Genomic DNA, 16,126 nt, shown 5'->3' with positions numbered 1-16,126 from the left:
TTTTTCGGGGTTTCGCCGCCCCAAAAACTGGTCTAAGACCCACCCGCGCGCGAGGGAGACCACCGCGCTCTCGGCCACAGGGACGCGCAGCAGCGCGCCCTTTTTTTGTGCCCAAATTCCAGTCCGGCGAGAGTTGATGCCCAAACGTACAGACATCACCACCATCCTGATCATCGGCGCCGGTCCCATCGTGATCGGCCAGGCCTGCGAGTTCGACTATTCGGGCACCCAGGCGGTGAAGACGCTGAAGGAGGAGGGCTATCGCATCGTCCTCGTCAATTCCAACCCGGCCACCATCATGACCGACCCGGAATTGGCCGATGCGACCTATATCGAGCCGATCACGCCCGAGATCGTCGCCAAGATCATTGAGAAGGAACGTCACGTCATCCCCGGCGGCTTCGCCCTGTTGCCGACCATGGGCGGACAGACCGCGCTGAACTGCGCGCTGTCGCTGCGACGGCAAGGCACGCTGGAGAAGTTCGACGTCGAGATGATCGGCGCCACCGCCGACGCCATCGACAAGGCCGAGGACCGCCAGCTGTTCCGCGAGGCCATGACCAAGATCGGGCTGGAGACGCCGAAGTCGCGGCTCGCCAATGCTTCCGACCTGAAGAAGTCTTTCCGCGACAAGTACCAGGCGGCGCGCGAGAAGGCGTCCGGCGCGGCGCTCGAAGAGCTCGAGCGGCAATGGACGCTGGGCGAAGGCGACCGTCGCAAGCGCTATCAGGAATATGCGATGGGACAGGCGATGATGGCGCTGTCCGAGATCGGCCTGCCCGCGATCATCCGCCCCTCCTTCACCATGGGCGGCACCGGCGGCGGCATCGCCTACAACAAGGAAGAGTTCCTCGACATCATCGAGCGCGGCCTCGATGCGTCTCCCACCAACGAAGTGCTGATCGAAGAATCCGTGCTCGGCTGGAAAGAGTACGAGATGGAGGTGGTGCGCGACAAGAATGACAATTGCATCATCGTCTGCTCGATCGAGAACCTCGATCCGATGGGCGTGCACACCGGCGATTCCATCACGGTGGCGCCGGCGCTGACGCTGACCGACAAGGAATACCAGATCATGCGCGACGCCTCGCTGGCGGTGCTGCGCGAGATCGGCGTCGAGACCGGCGGCTCCAACGTGCAGTTCGGCGTCAATCCCGAAGACGGCCGCATGGTCGTCATCGAGATGAATCCGCGCGTGTCGCGCTCCTCCGCGCTTGCGTCCAAGGCCACCGGCTTTCCGATCGCCAAGGTCGCCGCCAAGCTCGCGGTCGGCTACACCCTGGACGAGATCGCCAACGACATCACCGGCGGCGCCACGCCGGCCTCGTTCGAGCCGACCATCGACTACGTCGTCACCAAGGTGCCGCGCTTCGCCTTCGAGAAATTCCCGGGCGCCTCGACCACATTGACCACGTCGATGAAATCGGTCGGCGAGGTCATGGCGATCGGCCGCACCTTCCAGGAAAGCCTGCAAAAGGCCCTGCGCGGGCTCGAGACCGGTCTCACGGGCCTCGACGAGATCGAGATCGAGGGTCTCGGCCGCGACGACGACAAGAACGCGATCCGTGCCGCACTGGGCACGCCGACGCCGAACCGGCTGCTCCAGGTCGCCCAGGCCATGCGGCTCGGCTGGTCGAACGAGGACATCTTCAACTCTTGCAAGATCGACCCGTGGTTCCTCAGCGAGATGCGCGGCATCGTCGACATGGAGGAGAAAGTCCGGAAGAACGGCCTGCCCGGCAACGCCTTCGGCATGCGCACACTGAAGAGCATGGGCTTCTCCGACGCGCGGCTCGCGGTGCTCGCCCAGACGACGGAGGCCGAGGTCACCGCGAAGCGCCATGCGCTCGGCGTTCGACCCGTCTACAAGCGCATCGACACTTGCGCGGCCGAATTCGCCTCGCCCACCGCCTACATGTATTCGACCTATGAGGCGTTGTTTGCAGGTGCGCCGGCGGACGAGAGCACCCCGTCAGACAAGAAGAAGGTCATCATTCTCGGCGGCGGGCCCAACCGTATCGGCCAGGGCATCGAGTTCGATTATTGCTGCTGTCACGCCTGCTTCGCGCTGCATGATGCCGGCTACGAATCCATCATGGTCAACTGCAATCCGGAGACGGTGTCGACCGACTATGACACGGCCGACCGGCTCTATTTCGAGCCGCTCACCGCCGAGGACGTGCTGGAGATCATCGCCAAGGAGCGCTCGAACGGCACGCTGCACGGCGTGATCGTGCAGTTCGGCGGCCAGACGCCGCTGAAGCTGGCACGCGCGCTGGAAGCTGCCGAAGTGCCGATCCTCGGCACCTCGCCCGACGCCATCGACCTTGCCGAGGACCGTGACCGCTTCAAGCGCGTGCTCGACAAGCTTCGCCTCAAGCAGCCGAAGAACGGCATCGCCTATTCGGTCGAGCAGGCAAGGCTCGTCTCCGCAGATCTCGGCCTGCCGCTGGTGGTGCGCCCGTCCTACGTGCTCGGCGGCCGCGCGATGCAGATCATCCGCGAGGAGAATCAGCTCAACGACTATCTGCTCGGCACGCTGCCGGAGCTGGTGCCGGCGGACGTCAAGGCGCGCTATCCGAACGACAAGACCGGGCAGATCAACACCGTGCTCGGCAAGAACCCGCTGCTGTTCGACCGCTATCTGTCCGACGCCACCGAGATCGACGTCGACTGCCTCTGCGACGGCAAGGGCACCTTCATCGTCGGCATCATGGAGCACATCGAGGAAGCCGGCATCCATTCCGGCGACAGCGCCTGCTCGCTGCCGCCGCACTCGCTCGATGGGAAGATGATCGAGGAGCTGGAGCGGCAGACCCGCGAGCTCGCGCTCGGCCTCGACGTCGTCGGCCTGATGAACGTGCAATATGCCATCAAGGACGGCGAGATCTACGTGCTCGAGGTCAACCCGCGCGCCTCGCGCACCGTGCCCTTCGTCGCCAAGGTGGTCGGCACGCCGGTCGCCAAGATCGCCGCGCGCGTCATGGCCGGTGAGAAGCTCGCCGATTTCAAGCTGAAGAAGGCGAAGCTCAAGCACGTCGGCGTCAAGGAATCGGTCTTCCCCTTCGCGCGCTTCCCCGGCGTCGACACGGTGCTCGGCCCCGAGATGCGCTCGACCGGCGAGGTCATGGGCATCGACCGCAACTTCGAGGTGGCCTTCGCCAAGAGCCAGCTCGGAGGCGGCACGCGAGTACCGCGCAAGGGCACGGTGTTCGTCTCGGTGCGTGAAAGCGACAAGACGCGTATCGCGGAAGCCGTGCGCGAACTGCATTCGCTCGGCTTCAAGGTGCTGGCGACCTCCGGCACGCAGCGCTTCCTGACCGATCAGGGCATCCCGACCGAGAAGGTGAACAAGGTGCTGGAAGGACGGCCGCACATCGTCGACGCCATCACCAATGGCGACGTTCAGCTCGTCTTCAACACCACGGAAGGCCCGCAGGCGCTGGCCGACAGCCGTTCGCTGCGGCGCGCGGCCCTCTTGCATAAAGTGCCGTATTACACCACTCTTTCCGGGGCCGTGGCGGCCGCGCAGGGCATCCGCGCCTATCTGGGCGGGGACCTTGAGGTTCGTACCCTGCAGAGCTACTTTTCGGAAACCTGATCGCTAGCGGCGGTGAAACCGCCGCTAAGTGATTGGCAATGAAGCCACAATGGCCGGAGGAACTGATCCGGCCATGCGGTTGTTCTGTTCCGGCGCCAGACCCACATAAACTCCCGGCGGGCGCGTGTTCAGCCCCGGGAATATCGACGAATCAAGGTTGCCGCGCCCCGCGGTCTTTGTGAGGCGCGCAGCTGAAGGACGAGAGAAGAGATGGAAAAGGTTCCGATGACCCAGGCCGGCTTTGTCGCGCTCGGGGAAGAATTGAAGAAGCGCCAGTCGGAAGATCGTCCGCGGATCATCGAGCATATCGCGGAAGCGCGCTCGCACGGAGACCTGTCGGAGAACGCGGAATATCATGCCGCGAAGGAAGAGCAGTCCCACAATGAGGGCCGCATCGCCGAGCTCGAGGACAAGCTCGCGCGCGCCGACATCATCGACATCTCGAAGCTCTCCGGCGACACCATCAAGTTCGGCGCCACCGTGACTTTGGTCGACGAGGACACCGAGAAGAAGGCGGTGTGGCAGATCGTCGGCGAGGTCGAGGCCGACGCCAAGAAAGGCCGCATCTCCATCACCTCGCCGCTGGCCCGCGCGCTGATCGGCAAGAAGAAGGGCTCGACCGTCGAGGTCAACGCCCCCGGCGGCGCCAAGGCCTATGAGATCACCAAGGTGGAGTGGCGGTAAGGATTTGCCGCCTGCCCTGATGTTTCGAAAAGGCCGCGCAGTGCGTAGCCTTTTTGTTTCGGCAGATGACCTGCGGGAGTGGACACGCGCTCTTACCGCACGTCATTGCAAGGAGCAAAGCAACGAAGCAATCCGCACTGCCGCTGCGGAAAGACTCTGGATTGCTTCGCTACGCTCGCAATAACGGAGTGCGCAGCAGCGACATCCACCACCCTCGTGTCTCGGCTCTGCAGCGCACCGCCGAAGTGGCGCTGCGCTGCGTCAGGCGCACGAGAGCGGCGCTCTACCTCCGCCCCTTCACCTCGAGCGGCACGGCGGCCTCGTATTTCGAATTATGCAGCACCAGCGAGGTCCGCACATTCCGCACATGCGGCGCGGCGGTGAGATGGGTGACGAAATCCTGAAAGGTCGCCATGTCGGGGGCGACACATTTGAGGATGAAATCGACCTCGCCCGACAGCATCCAGCATTCGCGAACCAGCGGCTCGGCGCGGACGAATTCCTCAAAGGCGCGCAAATCGGCCTCGGCCTGGCTGGACAGGTGCACGGCGGCAAACACGGTCACGTCGAAGCCAAGCTTGCGGGCGTCGAGCAGGCCGCGATAGCCGTGGATATAGCCCTCCTCCTCCAGCGCCCGGACGCGGCGCAGGCAGGGCGGCGGCGAGATGCCGACGCGCTTGGCCAGCTCGACATTCGTGATTCGACCGTCGGCCTGAATCTCGGTGAGAATCTTCAGGTCGATCTCGTCTAGGTTCCGCGACACGTGATTGGAACTCCTGGCCTTGAACGGCGGTATTGGTGGGCTTATCGCAATCCTCATACCCAGTCTGCACGACCAGCGCAATTTTATTGCGCGTGCACCGCAATCGACTTTTGTTCCCTGTTGGAAAAATCCGCCGACAGGGAATGCAATTCTTGCATAGCTCACCAGAACGCTTAGATTAGCTCTGATATTTCAGCGCCTCCGCGACGCCTCCCGGCATGTTCCGCGCCCGCGCTGCAGATCCCCCGTGAAAGGCGTCCATCGAAATGTCCGCTCCTGTTCATGCAAAGGTCGTCATTATCGGCTCCGGCCCCGCCGGTTACACCGCCGCGATCTACGCCGCGCGCGCGATGCTCGAGCCGATCCTGATTCAGGGCATCCAGCCTGGCGGCCAGCTCACCATCACGACCGATGTCGAGAACTATCCGGGCTTTGCCGACGTGATCCAAGGCCCCTGGCTGATGGAGCAGATGGAGAAGCAGGCGGTCCATGTCGGCACCAGGATCGTCACCGATCTGGTCATCAAGCTGGATACGGCGCAGCGGCCGTTCCGCCTCACCTGCGACTCCGGCGACGTCTATCTCGCCGACGCCGTCATTCTCGCCACCGGCGCGCAGGCGCGCTGGCTCGGGCTTCCGTCGGAAGTAAAATTCCAGGGCGGCGGTGTGTCGGCCTGCGCCACTTGCGACGGCTTCTTCTACCGCAACAAGGAGGTCGTGGTGGTCGGCGGCGGCAATACCGCGGTCGAGGAAGCCCTGTACCTCACCAACCATGCCTCGCAGGTCACCATCGTGCATCGCCGCGATCATTTCCGCGCCGAGCGGATCCTGCAGGAGCGCCTGTTCAAGCATCCGAAGATCAGGGTGATCTGGGACTCGGCCGTGGACGAGATCTGCGGCACCGAGAACCCGAACAAGGTCACCCATGTGCGCCTCAAGAACGTCAAGACCGGCGCGCTGACGGACGTGAAGACCGACGGCGTCTTCATCGCCATCGGCCATGCGCCGGCGACCGAGCTCGTGAAAGACCAGATCAAGCTGAAACCGTCGGGTTACGTCGAGACCGCCCCGAACTCGACCGCCACCTCGGTGCCCGGCCTGTTCGCCGCCGGCGATGTCGCCGACGAGACTTATCGCCAGGCCGTGACGGCCGCAGGCCTCGGCTGCATGGCAGCGCTCGAGGCCGAACGTTTCTTGGCCCTGCGCGCCAGCGAGCGCGCGGCAGCGGAATAACGATCATGCCTCGAACACGCGACGGATTTACGGATATGGACTGGGACAAGCTGAAGGTGTTTCACGCAGCGGCGGAAGCGGGCAGCTTCACGCATGCCGGCGAGCAGCTCGGCCTGTCGCAATCGGCGGTGTCACGCCAGGTCTCGGCGCTGGAGCAGGAGCTTTCGGTCTCGCTGTTCCACCGCCACGCCCGCGGCCTGATCCTCACCGAGCAGGGCGACCTGTTGTTCCGCACCGCGCATGACGTGTTCATGCAGCTGCAGGCGGCGCGCGCGAAGCTCACCGACAGCCGCGAGCGGCCGAGCGGCGACCTCAAGATCACCACCACGCCCGGCGTCGGCATCAACTGGCTGATCCCGCGGCTCGGCGAGTTCACCGCGCTCTATCCCGAGATCCGGATCTCCCTGATCGTCACCGACGAGGAGCTCGACCTGTCGATGCGCGAGGCGGATGTCGCGATCCGCACCCGCAAGCCGACGCAGCCGGATCTGATCCAGCGCAAGCTGTTCGCGATGGGCTTCCACGCCTATTGCTCGCCGGAATACATCAAGCGCTTCGGCACGCCGCGCACGCTGGAGGAGCTCGACTCCCACCGCATCATCACGCTCTCGGACGGCAACTTCGCGCCGCACCTGCAGAACCGCAACTGGCTGGTCGAAGCCGGCCGCAACGGCTCCGGTCCGCGCGAAGCCTATTTCCGAGTGAACAACATCCTCGGACTCGTGCGCGCCTGTCAGCAGGGTCTCGGCATCGCCGCGCTGCCCGACTACCTCGTCGAGGAACAGAGCAAACTCGTGCAGCTGTTCGGCGAGTCCGATTCGATCCAGCTCGACACCTACTTCGTCTATCCCGAGGAGTTGAAGACCGTCGCGCGCGTGCAGGTGTTCCGCGACTTCGTGGTCAGCAAGGCGCAGCGCTGGCCGTCCTGATTTCCGCATGACTGACATGCGGCCTCGGCTGTTGCTGCAGGCCGCTCGTCAAGCCCATACTGTTTGCACGCTGAGCCTTCGCGTTGCGCATTTGTCCCCCTCCTCCAGTGGCGCGGGAGTTCAGTAATCCCTCTTGGAAGGTGATTGTGTCGGCCTCACGTGGCCAATACCTTAAGCCGGGCTCTTTGGGCCCGGCTTTTTTTCTGCCAAATCGGCGTTCGCCCTCCGCGTGTATTGACAGTTCCGCGCATACCCCGCATCATTTGCAAATGATCACGAAGTTGTGCGCAATCTCGTTCAAGGCGATCGCCTCGAAAAAAGGCCCCCATCCCGGGGCCTCGGATGTTTGCGCGCGCTAGCTAAGCTTCGTCATCGCTGCAAATCTTCGAAAACCCCGCCGCCTGGACGGGGTTTTTTCATGTGCCCTCCGTCTCAGGTTTTTCCCGAGAAGGAGATGAAAACATGACTGGTCTACAGGAACAATTGCACGGGCTGTGGCTGCCGCTGGTGACGCCGTTTCGCGATGGAGCGCTCGACGAGCGCTCGCTGCGGCGGCTGACGCGGCACTACGCCGGGCAAGGCATCGACGGCCTTATTTTGGGGGCGACCTCCGGTGAAGGCATGACGCTGCGCGAGGCCGAGCTCGAACGTCTGGTCGCCATCGTGCGCGACGAGATGGCAGCCGGCCGGCGTACCGTGCCGATCTGCCTCGGGCTGTCGGGCGCCGACACCGCGCGGCTGCAGGAGCGTCTCGACGAGACCGCGGACTGGCCGATCGACGGCTATCTGATCGCGAGCCCCTATTATGTGCGGCCCTCGCAGCGCGGCCTCCTGGCGCATTTCGAGACGCTCGCCGATCACGCCGCCTGGCCGCTCGCGCTCTACAACATTCCCTATCGCACCTCGGTGAACATCACCAACCAGACCATGCTGCGGCTCGCCGAGCACAGGAACATCGTCGGCCTGAAGGATTGCGGCGCGAGCCGCGAGCAATCCATCGCGCTGCTGCGCGATCGCCCGAAGCAGTTTCGCGTGCTCACCGGCGAGGACGCGAACTATTTCGAGGCGCTCACCGACGGCGTCGACGGCGGCATCGTGCTGTCCGCCCATGTCGAGACCGCGACCTTTGCGGCCGTCCATGCCGAACTGAAGCGCGGCCATCACGACGCGGCACTGGCACGCTGGCATGAGGTCGCCGAGCTGACGCGCCTGTTGTTCACCGAACCGAGCCCGGCGCCGGCGAAGTACTGGCTGTGGCGATGCGGCCTGATCGACAGCCCCGAGGTGCGCCTGCCGATGGTGGAAATCGGCAGCGAGCTTGCGGCGACGATCGATCGCGAGATCGAGCGGCGGACGAAGGTCGCGGCGTAGCGGCTCGTCACTGCTTCCGCATGTCATTCCGGGCGCGACGAGGTCGCGAACCCGGAATGACCGTGGTGAGAGACCGCCCCGTGGTTAACATCGCGCGAACAGCCTTCGCATCCGCGGCATTGCGCATCCACGCCTCGTTTACGCTCTGGTGCCTATCGTAAGCCTCGAAAGGCTTCTCACAGGGGGAATGACCATGGGGCATCACACACGGCCGACGGCCGCGAGCCAGTTCGCGCCGGCCGATCTTTTGCAGGGAATTCTCGTCGTATCGTCGTTCGGGTTCTGGGCGGTGATGCTCGGCCTGATGCCGGCGCTGCTGTTTCGGGTCTGGCTGGTCGGCTGACACAGACGAGCCCGGATGGTTAATCCGAAGGGCAGAGCTGTGTTCAAATACGTGGCAGCCTGCAAGCCGGAATTTTAAAACATCCCGGGTATCGTCCACGCCCATAAGCGAAGAAATCGCGGGGGCGTTTGTGAATAGTCATAATGAAATGGCGTCGCATTTCGACGCTGATTACGAGAAGCTGTCCACCGAGCAGGGTTTTACCACCGAGGACATTCTCTGGGCCGTCGGCATCTGGTCGGTGATCCTGACGCTGTCGCCGGTCATCGTGTTCTACATGCTGATGGTGGCGTAAGCTTCGGCTTGCAGGTCAGCTCTCCTTCCTCGTCGCCATGGCCGGGCTTGTCCCGGCATGACGGACCATCATTCAGAAACGCAAAACGCGCGGGCGTCCGCGCGTTTGTCGTCCGGGGAATGATTTATGAAAAATTAGGCTGCCTGCTTGTGCATTGCGCCGGATGCCGACGCCGTGCCGCGAATGGCCTTCACTGAACGCTCGATTGCCGCCCACAGCCTTGCGATTTCCTGGGCCGCACGGCTCTCGGCCTGATACTCCCGCGCGCCCTCGCCATGGCTCAACGCCATCAGGAGATCCGAACGGTTGGTGATCTGGCCGCCCCACACCGGCGCACGGAATTTCGCCAGGGCTTCGCGGGCGATGGTGACGATCGGGCTTTCGGCTTCGTCGCGCTTGGCCGGCGCACCGTTGAGCACGACCGCATAGGGCTTGCGCGCGGCGCGGCACATCTGGATGGTCTCCTGCACCGCGTTGACGTCGAACACGCCGGGACGGGCGGGAATCACCACCATGGTGGCGTTCTTGATCGCGTCGTCGACGACGGCCGACAGGTTCGGCGGCGTGTCGATCAACACCCATTCATAACCGTCGCGCTTGGCGGCGGAGACGATGCCGCTGACGGAGTTCACGGCCGCCTTGATCGGCGGTTCGTTGGTGCCGCGCAGCTTGTGCCACAGCGTCAGCGAGCCCTGCGGGTCCGCGTCCACGAGCATGACCTGCTTGCTCGCCTTGATCTGTGCGGCAAGATGTGCGGCGAGGGTACTCTTGCCCGAGCCGCCTTTACGCGATGCAAAAACAATAACGTTCATACCTTCGGCCTCCAGATTGACCCCAGGCTGCGAAAATGAATCACCGCGCTGATTCGTGAAAGATAAATTTATCGAGAGTTGCGCGGCGGTCACGAAATAACAAGGCGTGCTGGCTTTTGAGTCACACTGCGATGTGCAAGGCGCGACACGAACTGCAATGAAACGCAGTGCATCCAGGCTTGTGTGCGTTTTTTGAGCAGTCGTTCGGGAAAAACAGGATGCAACCTCGCCGCGCAGAGCGGCACCCAACTCTTTTCCGTTGCGCCTGTCCGTCAACGCCGCAAGCCTCGCGCCAGTCTGCGCGAACAAAAGGAGTCCGTTACCTTACGAGGTTTCGAAAGAGGAACGCAGGCCCCCGCGCTCAGCCGTCGCTGGTCTTCTTCTTCTTGCTCGCCGGCTTGGTGGTCTTCTTCGCCGTTTTGGGCGCGATGTTGGTCGGCCTGCCGGCACGCTGCTCGCCCGGCTCCGGTCCGCGGCGGAAGAACACCGCGCATTGCGGCGAGAGCTGCGCCTTCTTCTTGATCATGCAGGCGGTGATGGCATCGACGTTCGGCACGAACTCGCCGCACAGTCGCATCGCATCCGGCGTGCAGGCCTGCTGCTCCTCCTGGGTGTAGGCGAAGCCGGCACCGGGCTGGACCAGCATGGCCAGAGCCATCCCGAGGGTTGCAGCAGCCAAGGATGTCTTGAAACGAAGCGCCGGCATCTCGTCCCCCACAGGTCGAACAGGAAGCGGATAGTGGGTGAACCGCGGTTGGTTGGCAACCGATGGGAGATGCGAAAGGTCGGAGCTGTGCGGTCTCGGCAACAGGCGGACAGCCTGGCACCAGCAATCGACGGTTCCTGAAGGCCAACCCAAAAAACGCGAAAACAACCCCATGCACAGTAGCCAAGTGCCGGTAATCCCTCAGCAATTTTTAGGATTAAACGAAGCCTCGTTTGACTTGTCGGGCAAAACAGGGGCATCATGTCACATCCAAGAAGATGCGCGTGGGGTGGCCGGCTTGTCTCCTGCGCCGGTCGACAAGCGCACGTGAGGAGAAGTCACATGGAGGGGAATGAGGCGGAGCTGCCGCTGTCTGGCGTTACGGTGGTCTCGCTCGAGCAGGCCATCGCGGCGCCGCTGGCCAGCCGACATCTGGCGGACTGGGGCGCGCGGGTCATCAAGATCGAGCGGCCTGGCGCGGGCGATTTCTGCCGGGACTACGACCATGTGATGAACGGGATGTCGAGCCAGTTCGTCTGGACCAACCGCTCCAAGGAGAGCCTTGCCATCGACATCAAGAGCGAGGACGGCCGCAAGGTGCTCGACGCCCTGCTGCCGCAGGCCGACGTGTTCATCCAGAACCTCGCGCCGGGCGCGGCTGAAAGACTCGGCCTCGATGCGGCGTCGCTCCTCAAAAAGCATCCGCGCATCATCGCCTGCGACGTCTCGGGCTATGGCACCGGCGGTCCCTACAGCGACAAGAAGGCCTATGACCTGCTGGTGCAGTGCGAGGCCGGCGTGCTCGCCATCAACGGCACCGAGGCGGAGCCGGCCAAGGTGGGGCTGTCCGTGGTCGACATTGCCACCGGCATGTACATCCTCAACGGCGTGTTGATGGCGCTGTACCGCCGCCAGCGGACCGGCAAGGGCACGGCCTTCCAGGCCTCGCTGTTCGATTCCATCACGGACTGGATGAGCTATCCCGCCTTCTACACGCAGAGTACCGGCCGGCCGCTGCCGCGCACCGGCGCAAGGCACGCCACGATCGCGCCCTACGGCCCATTCCGGGTCGGCGACGGCGCGACCGTCTTCTTCGGCATCCAGAACGACCGGGAATGGCGCTCGCTCTGCCGCATCGTGCTCGGCGATGCCGCATTTGCCGACGACCCGCGCTTCCGCACCAATCCGCTGCGCATGCAGAACCGCGACGAGCTGCAGGCCCATATCGAGCAGCGCTTTGCGGCCCTAACCGGCGAGGCGGTGTTGCGGCTGCTGGACGAGGCCTCGATTGCCAACGCGCATCTGAACTCGGTCGAGGCGTTCCTCGCGCATGAGCAGCTCCATGCGCGCTCGCGCGTGCAAAGCGTGGGCTCGCCCTGCGGGCCGGTGATGAGCTTCCTGCCCGCTCTGACCATTCCCGGCCTCACGCCGCGGATGGATCCGGTGCCCGATGTGGGGCAGCACAACGAGGCCATCATCAGCGAACTTGGCCTTGAGAAGGACGCGTGACGATGGCGCATCAGCAGCCCGTGCGGGCCACCCTCGCCGTCCCCGCGCATCGCGCCCGTCTCGTCGCCAAGGCAGCTAGCTCCATGGCGGATGCGGTGTTCATGGACCTCGAGGACGCGGTGCCGCCGTCCGAGAAGAGCCTTGCCCTGGGCGAAGCCGTGCAATCGCTCGCCGCGCTCGACTGGGGCAGCAAGCGCGTGACTGTCAGGATCAACGCCGTCGACAGCCCGTTCATCGCCGAAGAGCTCCGCGCGCTGGCGGCGCTGCCGCGGCTCGATGCCTTGATCGTGCCGAAGGCCGAGAACCCGAGCGACATCGTTGCGATTGCCGATCAGCTGCGCGCGGCCGCGCCCGATCGCGCCGAACCGGTCGCGCTGGACTTGCTGATCGAGACCGCGCTCGGCCTCGTCAATGTCGACGCGCTCGCTGCGTGCCACGCCAGCGTCGCCGCGCTGCACCTCGGCGTCGGCGATTTCGCCGCTTCCATCGGCGCGCGCTCCTCCGACATCGGCGTGTCGCCGGACGGCTACCGCCATGTCGGTTCAGTGCAGACCGGCTATGCCTCAGCGCCGCTCGACCTGTTCGCCTATCCCATGATGCGCCTGCTGGTGGCCGCCCGCGCGCGCGGCCTCATCGCCATCGACGGCCCCTGCGGCGCGTTCCGCGACGCGAGGCTGACGGAAAGCAGCGCGCAGAAGGCCGCGGCGATGGGGTTCGACGGCAAGCAGGTCATCCACCCCGACCAGATCGAGCCGACGCGGCGCGCGTTCATGCCGACGGCCGCGGAGCTGACGCAGGCGCGGCGCATCGTCGAGGCCATGGAGCAGGCGGAGGCGAACGGCCAGGGCGCGGTGACGCTGGACGGCAAGATGATCGACTATGCCAATGTGCGCATGGCGCGCCGCATCATCGGACTGGGATCGTAGCGGCGATTGAAAGCCGTTCCCGACGCCGATCCTCCGAAGGCCGGTGGTTCAGGGCCCGCGCAACACGAGCCGGCCAAGCAGCGCTGCGAGTTCGCTCTGCCTGGATATGCCGAGCTTCTGAAACACGCGCTTCAGCACATTGCGCGCCGTCTCTTCGGCAATCCCAAGGCGCCCCGCAGCTTGTTTCGGCGGAACGCCCGACCCCACCAGCGAGGCGATCCTGGCCTCCCCGAGCGTCAAGCCCAGGATGTCCCGCACGATGGCGGGATCCGGCGGCTCGGCAGATTTCAACTCGATCGCGAGCACGATCGCTCGCGTGCGGGTCAGAAAATGACTCTCCGGGTGTGCGCCGGCGGTGATCGGCAGGAGGTAGATGACGAAACGCCGGCCAGTTGCGCTCGCCTCGACGAGAATGGGTCTCGGCTCGGCCAGCAGATCGCGCGCCTCGGCGCGAAGCGTTTGCGTCATCGCGGTCTCGAACGGCGCCCGGCTCGCTGCCATGCGAACACGCAGACGATCGTTCACGAGGTCGAACACCTCTCCGAGAAGGCTCTCCCCGACCGGATTGGCGAACAGCACACGGGCCGACGAGTCCAGCGCGAACACGCCAATGCCGATCCGCGCGAGGGCGTCGCCAAGGCCCAGATTGGCCAGTTCGGTATCAAGCAGCCGGATCGACAGCCGCAACGATTTCTCGGCATGGCGCCCGAGCGTCGCTATCAGGTCCAGTTCAGCGTCGGAGAACTGCGGCTTGGCGAAGGCTCGCTGCACGCTGAGCGCCACGAGGATCCGTGCGTCGGGTGACACCCCGATCGATCCGAACCAGCCCAAACCATGCCTAGCAAGGAATTCCTTGCTGAAGGGATGGTTGAGGTAGGCGTCGTCGATCGGGCCGATGTGTCGATCGGTGAAGGGCTCGCCGCTGACGTAAAGGCCGGACGAAACGCAACGTTCGGCCTTGAAATCATGCTGCGCCCAACGCGCCCCATAGTCGGCGAGCGCAGGCGCGAGGCGTTCGGAGGCAATGGCTCCGAACGCCCCATCGTCCCTTCGCCACTGCAGGATCGCGCCGGTGTCATCGAAGCAGTCGGCGATCTTGCCAAGAGCGGATGGCCAAAGTGATGGGCTCGCTGCGGCATCGTAGATCGCTTCGATGGCAGGGAGGAGACGGTCGGCGGCAAGGGCCATGGGTTCCCAATCGATCAGAGAATACATTAGGTTAAAAGAAGCTGCAGGTTACACGAGATTGCCCTTCGGCAATTGCGATCCGGCCGCTCTCCCAAGACTTCCACCGGATTTCTGAGTATGAAATCGATTACGGTGGCGGTGCACAAAATTGTCTTTGGTCGGCCCTGCCGCTATTTTGCACTCGCGTTGCGGGAGTTCCTGTCAACTCTCGCCATCATCGAGCACTATCATCGTCATCAGCGGCGGAGACGCTGGAAGGCAGGAATGATTGGCTACTCCCAATGTGCAGATCGCGCGCGGGATCATCGAACTGGGATCGTAGGCGCGCATGGCCACACTGCTGATCGTCGCTCCGGTGTTTGCGCTGATCGCCGCCGGCTACGCCGCGGTGCTGTTTCGCTTCGTCTCGGAAAGCGCGCACAAGGGCATCAGCGAATTCGCCTTCAGCATCGCGATCCCCGCCCTGCTGTTCCGCACCATCGTCGTCTCGGAATTCCCCGATGTCAGCCCCTACCGGATGTGGGGCGCCTATTACGGAGCGCTCGCCCTGACCTGGATCGCGGCGCTTCTGATCTCCGCGCTGATCCGCGCGCGGCGCGAGGACCGCGAGGACGGCGTCGTGTTCGCGATCGGCTCGGTCTACGGCAACATCGTGATGCTCGGCATTCCCCTCGTGCTCTCCGCGCTCGGCAACGAGGCGGCGGGGCCGATGGCGCTGATCCTGTCGGTGAACACGCCGCTGCTCTGGCTCTGCGGCATCCTGCAGATGGAGCTGGTCAGCCGCAAGCGCACCGGCTCGGCGCTGTCGGTGATCCGCCCCGTGCTCACTGATCTCGCCCGCAATCCGCTGATGCTCGCGATCGGCTTCGGCGTGGTCTGGCGCTTCACCGGTCTCGGTCTCACCCCCGTCATCGACCGCACCATCGAGCTGCTCGCACAGGCGGGCTCGCCGACGGCGCTGATCGCCCTCGGCATCAACCTGTTCCGCTTCGAGGTGAAGGGCGAGAAGCTGAGCATCTTTGTCATGTGCGCGCTGAAGCTGGCAGCGATGCCGGCCGCCGCGTTCGCGTTCACAAGACTGCTCGGCCTGCCGCCGATCGCCGCCGGCGTCGTCGTGCTATTCGCGGCGATGCCGACCGGCGCCAACGCCTATATCTTCGCGGTGCAGTATCAACGGCTGGTGAACCCGGTGTCGGGCGCGGTGGCGCTGGGCACGCTGCTGGCGGCGGTGACGCTGCCGGTGGTGGTTTGGGTGGTGGCGCGCTGAGCACCTGCACCATGATCGCGACGTTTTGCCTTTACCCGTAGAGGTCGTTAAGCTGCCCTGATACGTCTTGCAGGGAGGCTGACATGGCACAACGCGAAGACATGCTCGCATTGATCAAGGCCGCCTACGCCGCGCGCGACAGCGGCAACACCGATAGCCTGGTGACGGCTTTTCACCCCGAGGGCGCATTCACATTGATGGGCAACAAGGGCGCGCTCGAACTGGCAGGAAGCATGCAAGGCCACCCGACCCTGCACGCAGGTTTCACTCAATTGACCGCCGGCTTCGGCTTCGAAGGCCGCGAGATCCTGGCTGAGCTGGTCGACGGCGATCGCGTCGCCGTCCATTGCCGCCTCAACGTGCGATACCATCCGACCGGGAAAACGGTCAGCACCGAGATTTTGGACCTGTTCAGATTCCAGGACGGCAAGATCGCGGAGCTGATCGAGTTCGCGGATACGGCGCAGATCAAGGCGATGATTGGCTGAGGCGGGATGCAG

The 16,126-nt window shown here is 64.3% G+C and carries 15 protein-coding genes; 11 read left to right on the top strand and 4 right to left on the bottom strand.

Going from position 1 to position 16,126, the window contains the following annotated elements:
- Positions 1 to 136 precede the first annotated feature (136 nt).
- On the top strand, positions 137 to 3,601 hold the full coding sequence (gene carB / locus AC0WRY_RS06305; protein ID WP_491122812.1) for a carbamoyl-phosphate synthase large subunit: 3,465 nt from the start codon (positions 137 to 139) through the stop codon (positions 3,599 to 3,601).
- 210 nt (positions 3,602 to 3,811) lie between these two features.
- The gene (gene greA, locus AC0WRY_RS06300) at positions 3,812 to 4,285 is read left to right on the top strand and encodes a transcription elongation factor GreA (protein ID WP_097657627.1); all 474 of its coding nucleotides are present in this window, start codon (positions 3,812 to 3,814) and stop codon (positions 4,283 to 4,285) included.
- 283 nt (positions 4,286 to 4,568) lie between these two features.
- Here the strand turns inward: greA and AC0WRY_RS06295 are convergent, their stop codons facing one another.
- A complete protein-coding gene (locus AC0WRY_RS06295) occupies positions 4,569 to 5,048 on the bottom strand; it encodes an Lrp/AsnC family transcriptional regulator (RefSeq protein ID WP_008135853.1) in 480 nt (159 codons plus the stop codon).
- 266 nt (positions 5,049 to 5,314) lie between these two features.
- Between AC0WRY_RS06295 and trxB the strand changes: the two genes are divergently transcribed.
- From trxB to AC0WRY_RS06270, 5 genes are all read left to right on the top strand, one after another.
- Positions 5,315 to 6,280 (top strand): thioredoxin-disulfide reductase, encoded by a 966-nt coding sequence (trxB, locus tag AC0WRY_RS06290; protein ID WP_194406164.1) that lies wholly within the window; start codon positions 5,315 to 5,317, stop codon positions 6,278 to 6,280.
- A gap of 5 nt (positions 6,281 to 6,285) precedes the next feature.
- Positions 6,286 to 7,209 carry a LysR family transcriptional regulator gene (locus tag AC0WRY_RS06285; RefSeq protein ID WP_026201990.1) on the top strand — a complete coding sequence of 308 codons (924 nt, stop codon included), beginning with the start codon at positions 6,286 to 6,288 and terminating at the stop codon, positions 7,207 to 7,209.
- A 462-nt stretch (positions 7,210 to 7,671) separates the two neighbouring features.
- Entirely contained in the window at positions 7,672 to 8,580 is a 909-nt protein-coding gene (locus tag AC0WRY_RS06280; RefSeq protein WP_491122811.1) for a 4-hydroxy-tetrahydrodipicolinate synthase family protein, read from the top strand.
- Positions 8,581 to 8,773: 193 nt separating this feature from the next.
- Positions 8,774 to 8,923, top strand: coding sequence for a hypothetical protein (locus tag AC0WRY_RS06275; RefSeq protein ID WP_491122810.1), 150 nt, complete (start codon positions 8,774 to 8,776; stop codon positions 8,921 to 8,923).
- A 148-nt stretch (positions 8,924 to 9,071) separates the two neighbouring features.
- On the top strand, positions 9,072 to 9,218 hold the full coding sequence (locus AC0WRY_RS06270) for a hypothetical protein (RefSeq protein WP_194406161.1): 147 nt from the start codon (positions 9,072 to 9,074) through the stop codon (positions 9,216 to 9,218).
- A 134-nt stretch (positions 9,219 to 9,352) separates the two neighbouring features.
- On the opposite strand, the gene AC0WRY_RS06265 is transcribed toward AC0WRY_RS06270, so the two are convergent.
- Both AC0WRY_RS06265 and AC0WRY_RS06260 read right to left on the bottom strand, forming a co-directional pair.
- Entirely contained in the window at positions 9,353 to 10,030 is a 678-nt protein-coding gene (locus AC0WRY_RS06265) for a ParA family protein (RefSeq protein ID WP_025032179.1), read from the bottom strand.
- Between the two features lie 361 nt (positions 10,031 to 10,391).
- The gene (locus AC0WRY_RS06260) at positions 10,392 to 10,736 is read right to left on the bottom strand and encodes a hypothetical protein (RefSeq protein ID WP_491122809.1); all 345 of its coding nucleotides are present in this window, start codon (positions 10,734 to 10,736) and stop codon (positions 10,392 to 10,394) included.
- A gap of 342 nt (positions 10,737 to 11,078) precedes the next feature.
- On the opposite strand from AC0WRY_RS06260, the gene AC0WRY_RS06255 reads away from it, so the two are divergent.
- Together AC0WRY_RS06255 and AC0WRY_RS06250 are read left to right on the top strand one after the other, a co-directional pair.
- Positions 11,079 to 12,245 (top strand): CaiB/BaiF CoA transferase family protein, encoded by a 1,167-nt coding sequence (locus AC0WRY_RS06255; protein ID WP_491122808.1) that lies wholly within the window; start codon positions 11,079 to 11,081, stop codon positions 12,243 to 12,245.
- A gap of 2 nt (positions 12,246 to 12,247) precedes the next feature.
- Positions 12,248 to 13,171, top strand: a complete 924-nt coding sequence (locus AC0WRY_RS06250) for an HpcH/HpaI aldolase/citrate lyase family protein (protein ID WP_491122807.1) — start codon at positions 12,248 to 12,250, stop codon at positions 13,169 to 13,171.
- 48 nt (positions 13,172 to 13,219) lie between these two features.
- On the opposite strand, the gene AC0WRY_RS06245 is transcribed toward AC0WRY_RS06250, so the two are convergent.
- Complete coding sequence (locus AC0WRY_RS06245; protein ID WP_211418449.1) at positions 13,220 to 14,359, bottom strand: helix-turn-helix transcriptional regulator; 1,140 nt, start codon at positions 14,357 to 14,359, stop codon at positions 13,220 to 13,222.
- Positions 14,360 to 14,687: 328 nt separating this feature from the next.
- Here AC0WRY_RS06245 and AC0WRY_RS06240 point away from each other — a divergent pair, with 328 nt between their 5' ends.
- A complete protein-coding gene (locus AC0WRY_RS06240; protein WP_491122806.1) occupies positions 14,688 to 15,626 on the top strand; it encodes an AEC family transporter in 939 nt (312 codons plus the stop codon).
- A gap of 101 nt (positions 15,627 to 15,727) precedes the next feature.
- On the top strand, positions 15,728 to 16,114 hold the full coding sequence (locus AC0WRY_RS06235) for a nuclear transport factor 2 family protein (RefSeq protein WP_491122805.1): 387 nt from the start codon (positions 15,728 to 15,730) through the stop codon (positions 16,112 to 16,114).
- Positions 16,115 to 16,126: the final 12 nt, after the last annotated feature.

This window comes from Bradyrhizobium sp. T-12, from assembly GCF_058314695.1.
Note: the sequence above shows the minus strand (reverse complement) of the source record. Positions and strands in the feature narration are given on the sequence as shown.

Bases quoted from the DNA above. Each gene is read 5' to 3' on its own strand.
- AC0WRY_RS06270 (WP_194406161.1), top strand. From the start codon at position 9,072: ATGGCGTCGCATTTCGACGCTGATTACGAGAAGCTGTCCACCGAGCAG.
- trxB (WP_194406164.1), top strand. From the start codon at position 5,315: ATGTCCGCTCCTGTTCATGCAAAGGTCGTCATTATCGGCTCCGGCCCC.
- AC0WRY_RS06240 (WP_491122806.1), top strand. From the start codon at position 14,688: ATGGCCACACTGCTGATCGTCGCTCCGGTGTTTGCGCTGATCGCCGCC.
- AC0WRY_RS06245 (WP_211418449.1), bottom strand. From the start codon at position 14,359: ATGGCCCTTGCCGCCGACCGTCTCCTCCCTGCCATCGAAGCGATCTAC.
- AC0WRY_RS06235 (WP_491122805.1), top strand. From the start codon at position 15,728: ATGCTCGCATTGATCAAGGCCGCCTACGCCGCGCGCGACAGCGGCAAC.
- AC0WRY_RS06265 (WP_025032179.1), bottom strand. From the start codon at position 10,030: ATGAACGTTATTGTTTTTGCATCGCGTAAAGGCGGCTCGGGCAAGAGT.
- carB (WP_491122812.1), top strand. From the start codon at position 137: ATGCCCAAACGTACAGACATCACCACCATCCTGATCATCGGCGCCGGT.
- AC0WRY_RS06285 (WP_026201990.1), top strand. From the start codon at position 6,286: ATGCCTCGAACACGCGACGGATTTACGGATATGGACTGGGACAAGCTG.
- AC0WRY_RS06255 (WP_491122808.1), top strand. From the start codon at position 11,079: ATGGAGGGGAATGAGGCGGAGCTGCCGCTGTCTGGCGTTACGGTGGTC.
- AC0WRY_RS06250 (WP_491122807.1), top strand. From the start codon at position 12,248: ATGGCGCATCAGCAGCCCGTGCGGGCCACCCTCGCCGTCCCCGCGCAT.
- greA (WP_097657627.1), top strand. From the start codon at position 3,812: ATGGAAAAGGTTCCGATGACCCAGGCCGGCTTTGTCGCGCTCGGGGAA.
- AC0WRY_RS06280 (WP_491122811.1), top strand. From the start codon at position 7,672: ATGACTGGTCTACAGGAACAATTGCACGGGCTGTGGCTGCCGCTGGTG.
- AC0WRY_RS06275 (WP_491122810.1), top strand. From the start codon at position 8,774: ATGGGGCATCACACACGGCCGACGGCCGCGAGCCAGTTCGCGCCGGCC.
- AC0WRY_RS06260 (WP_491122809.1), bottom strand. From the start codon at position 10,736: ATGCCGGCGCTTCGTTTCAAGACATCCTTGGCTGCTGCAACCCTCGGG.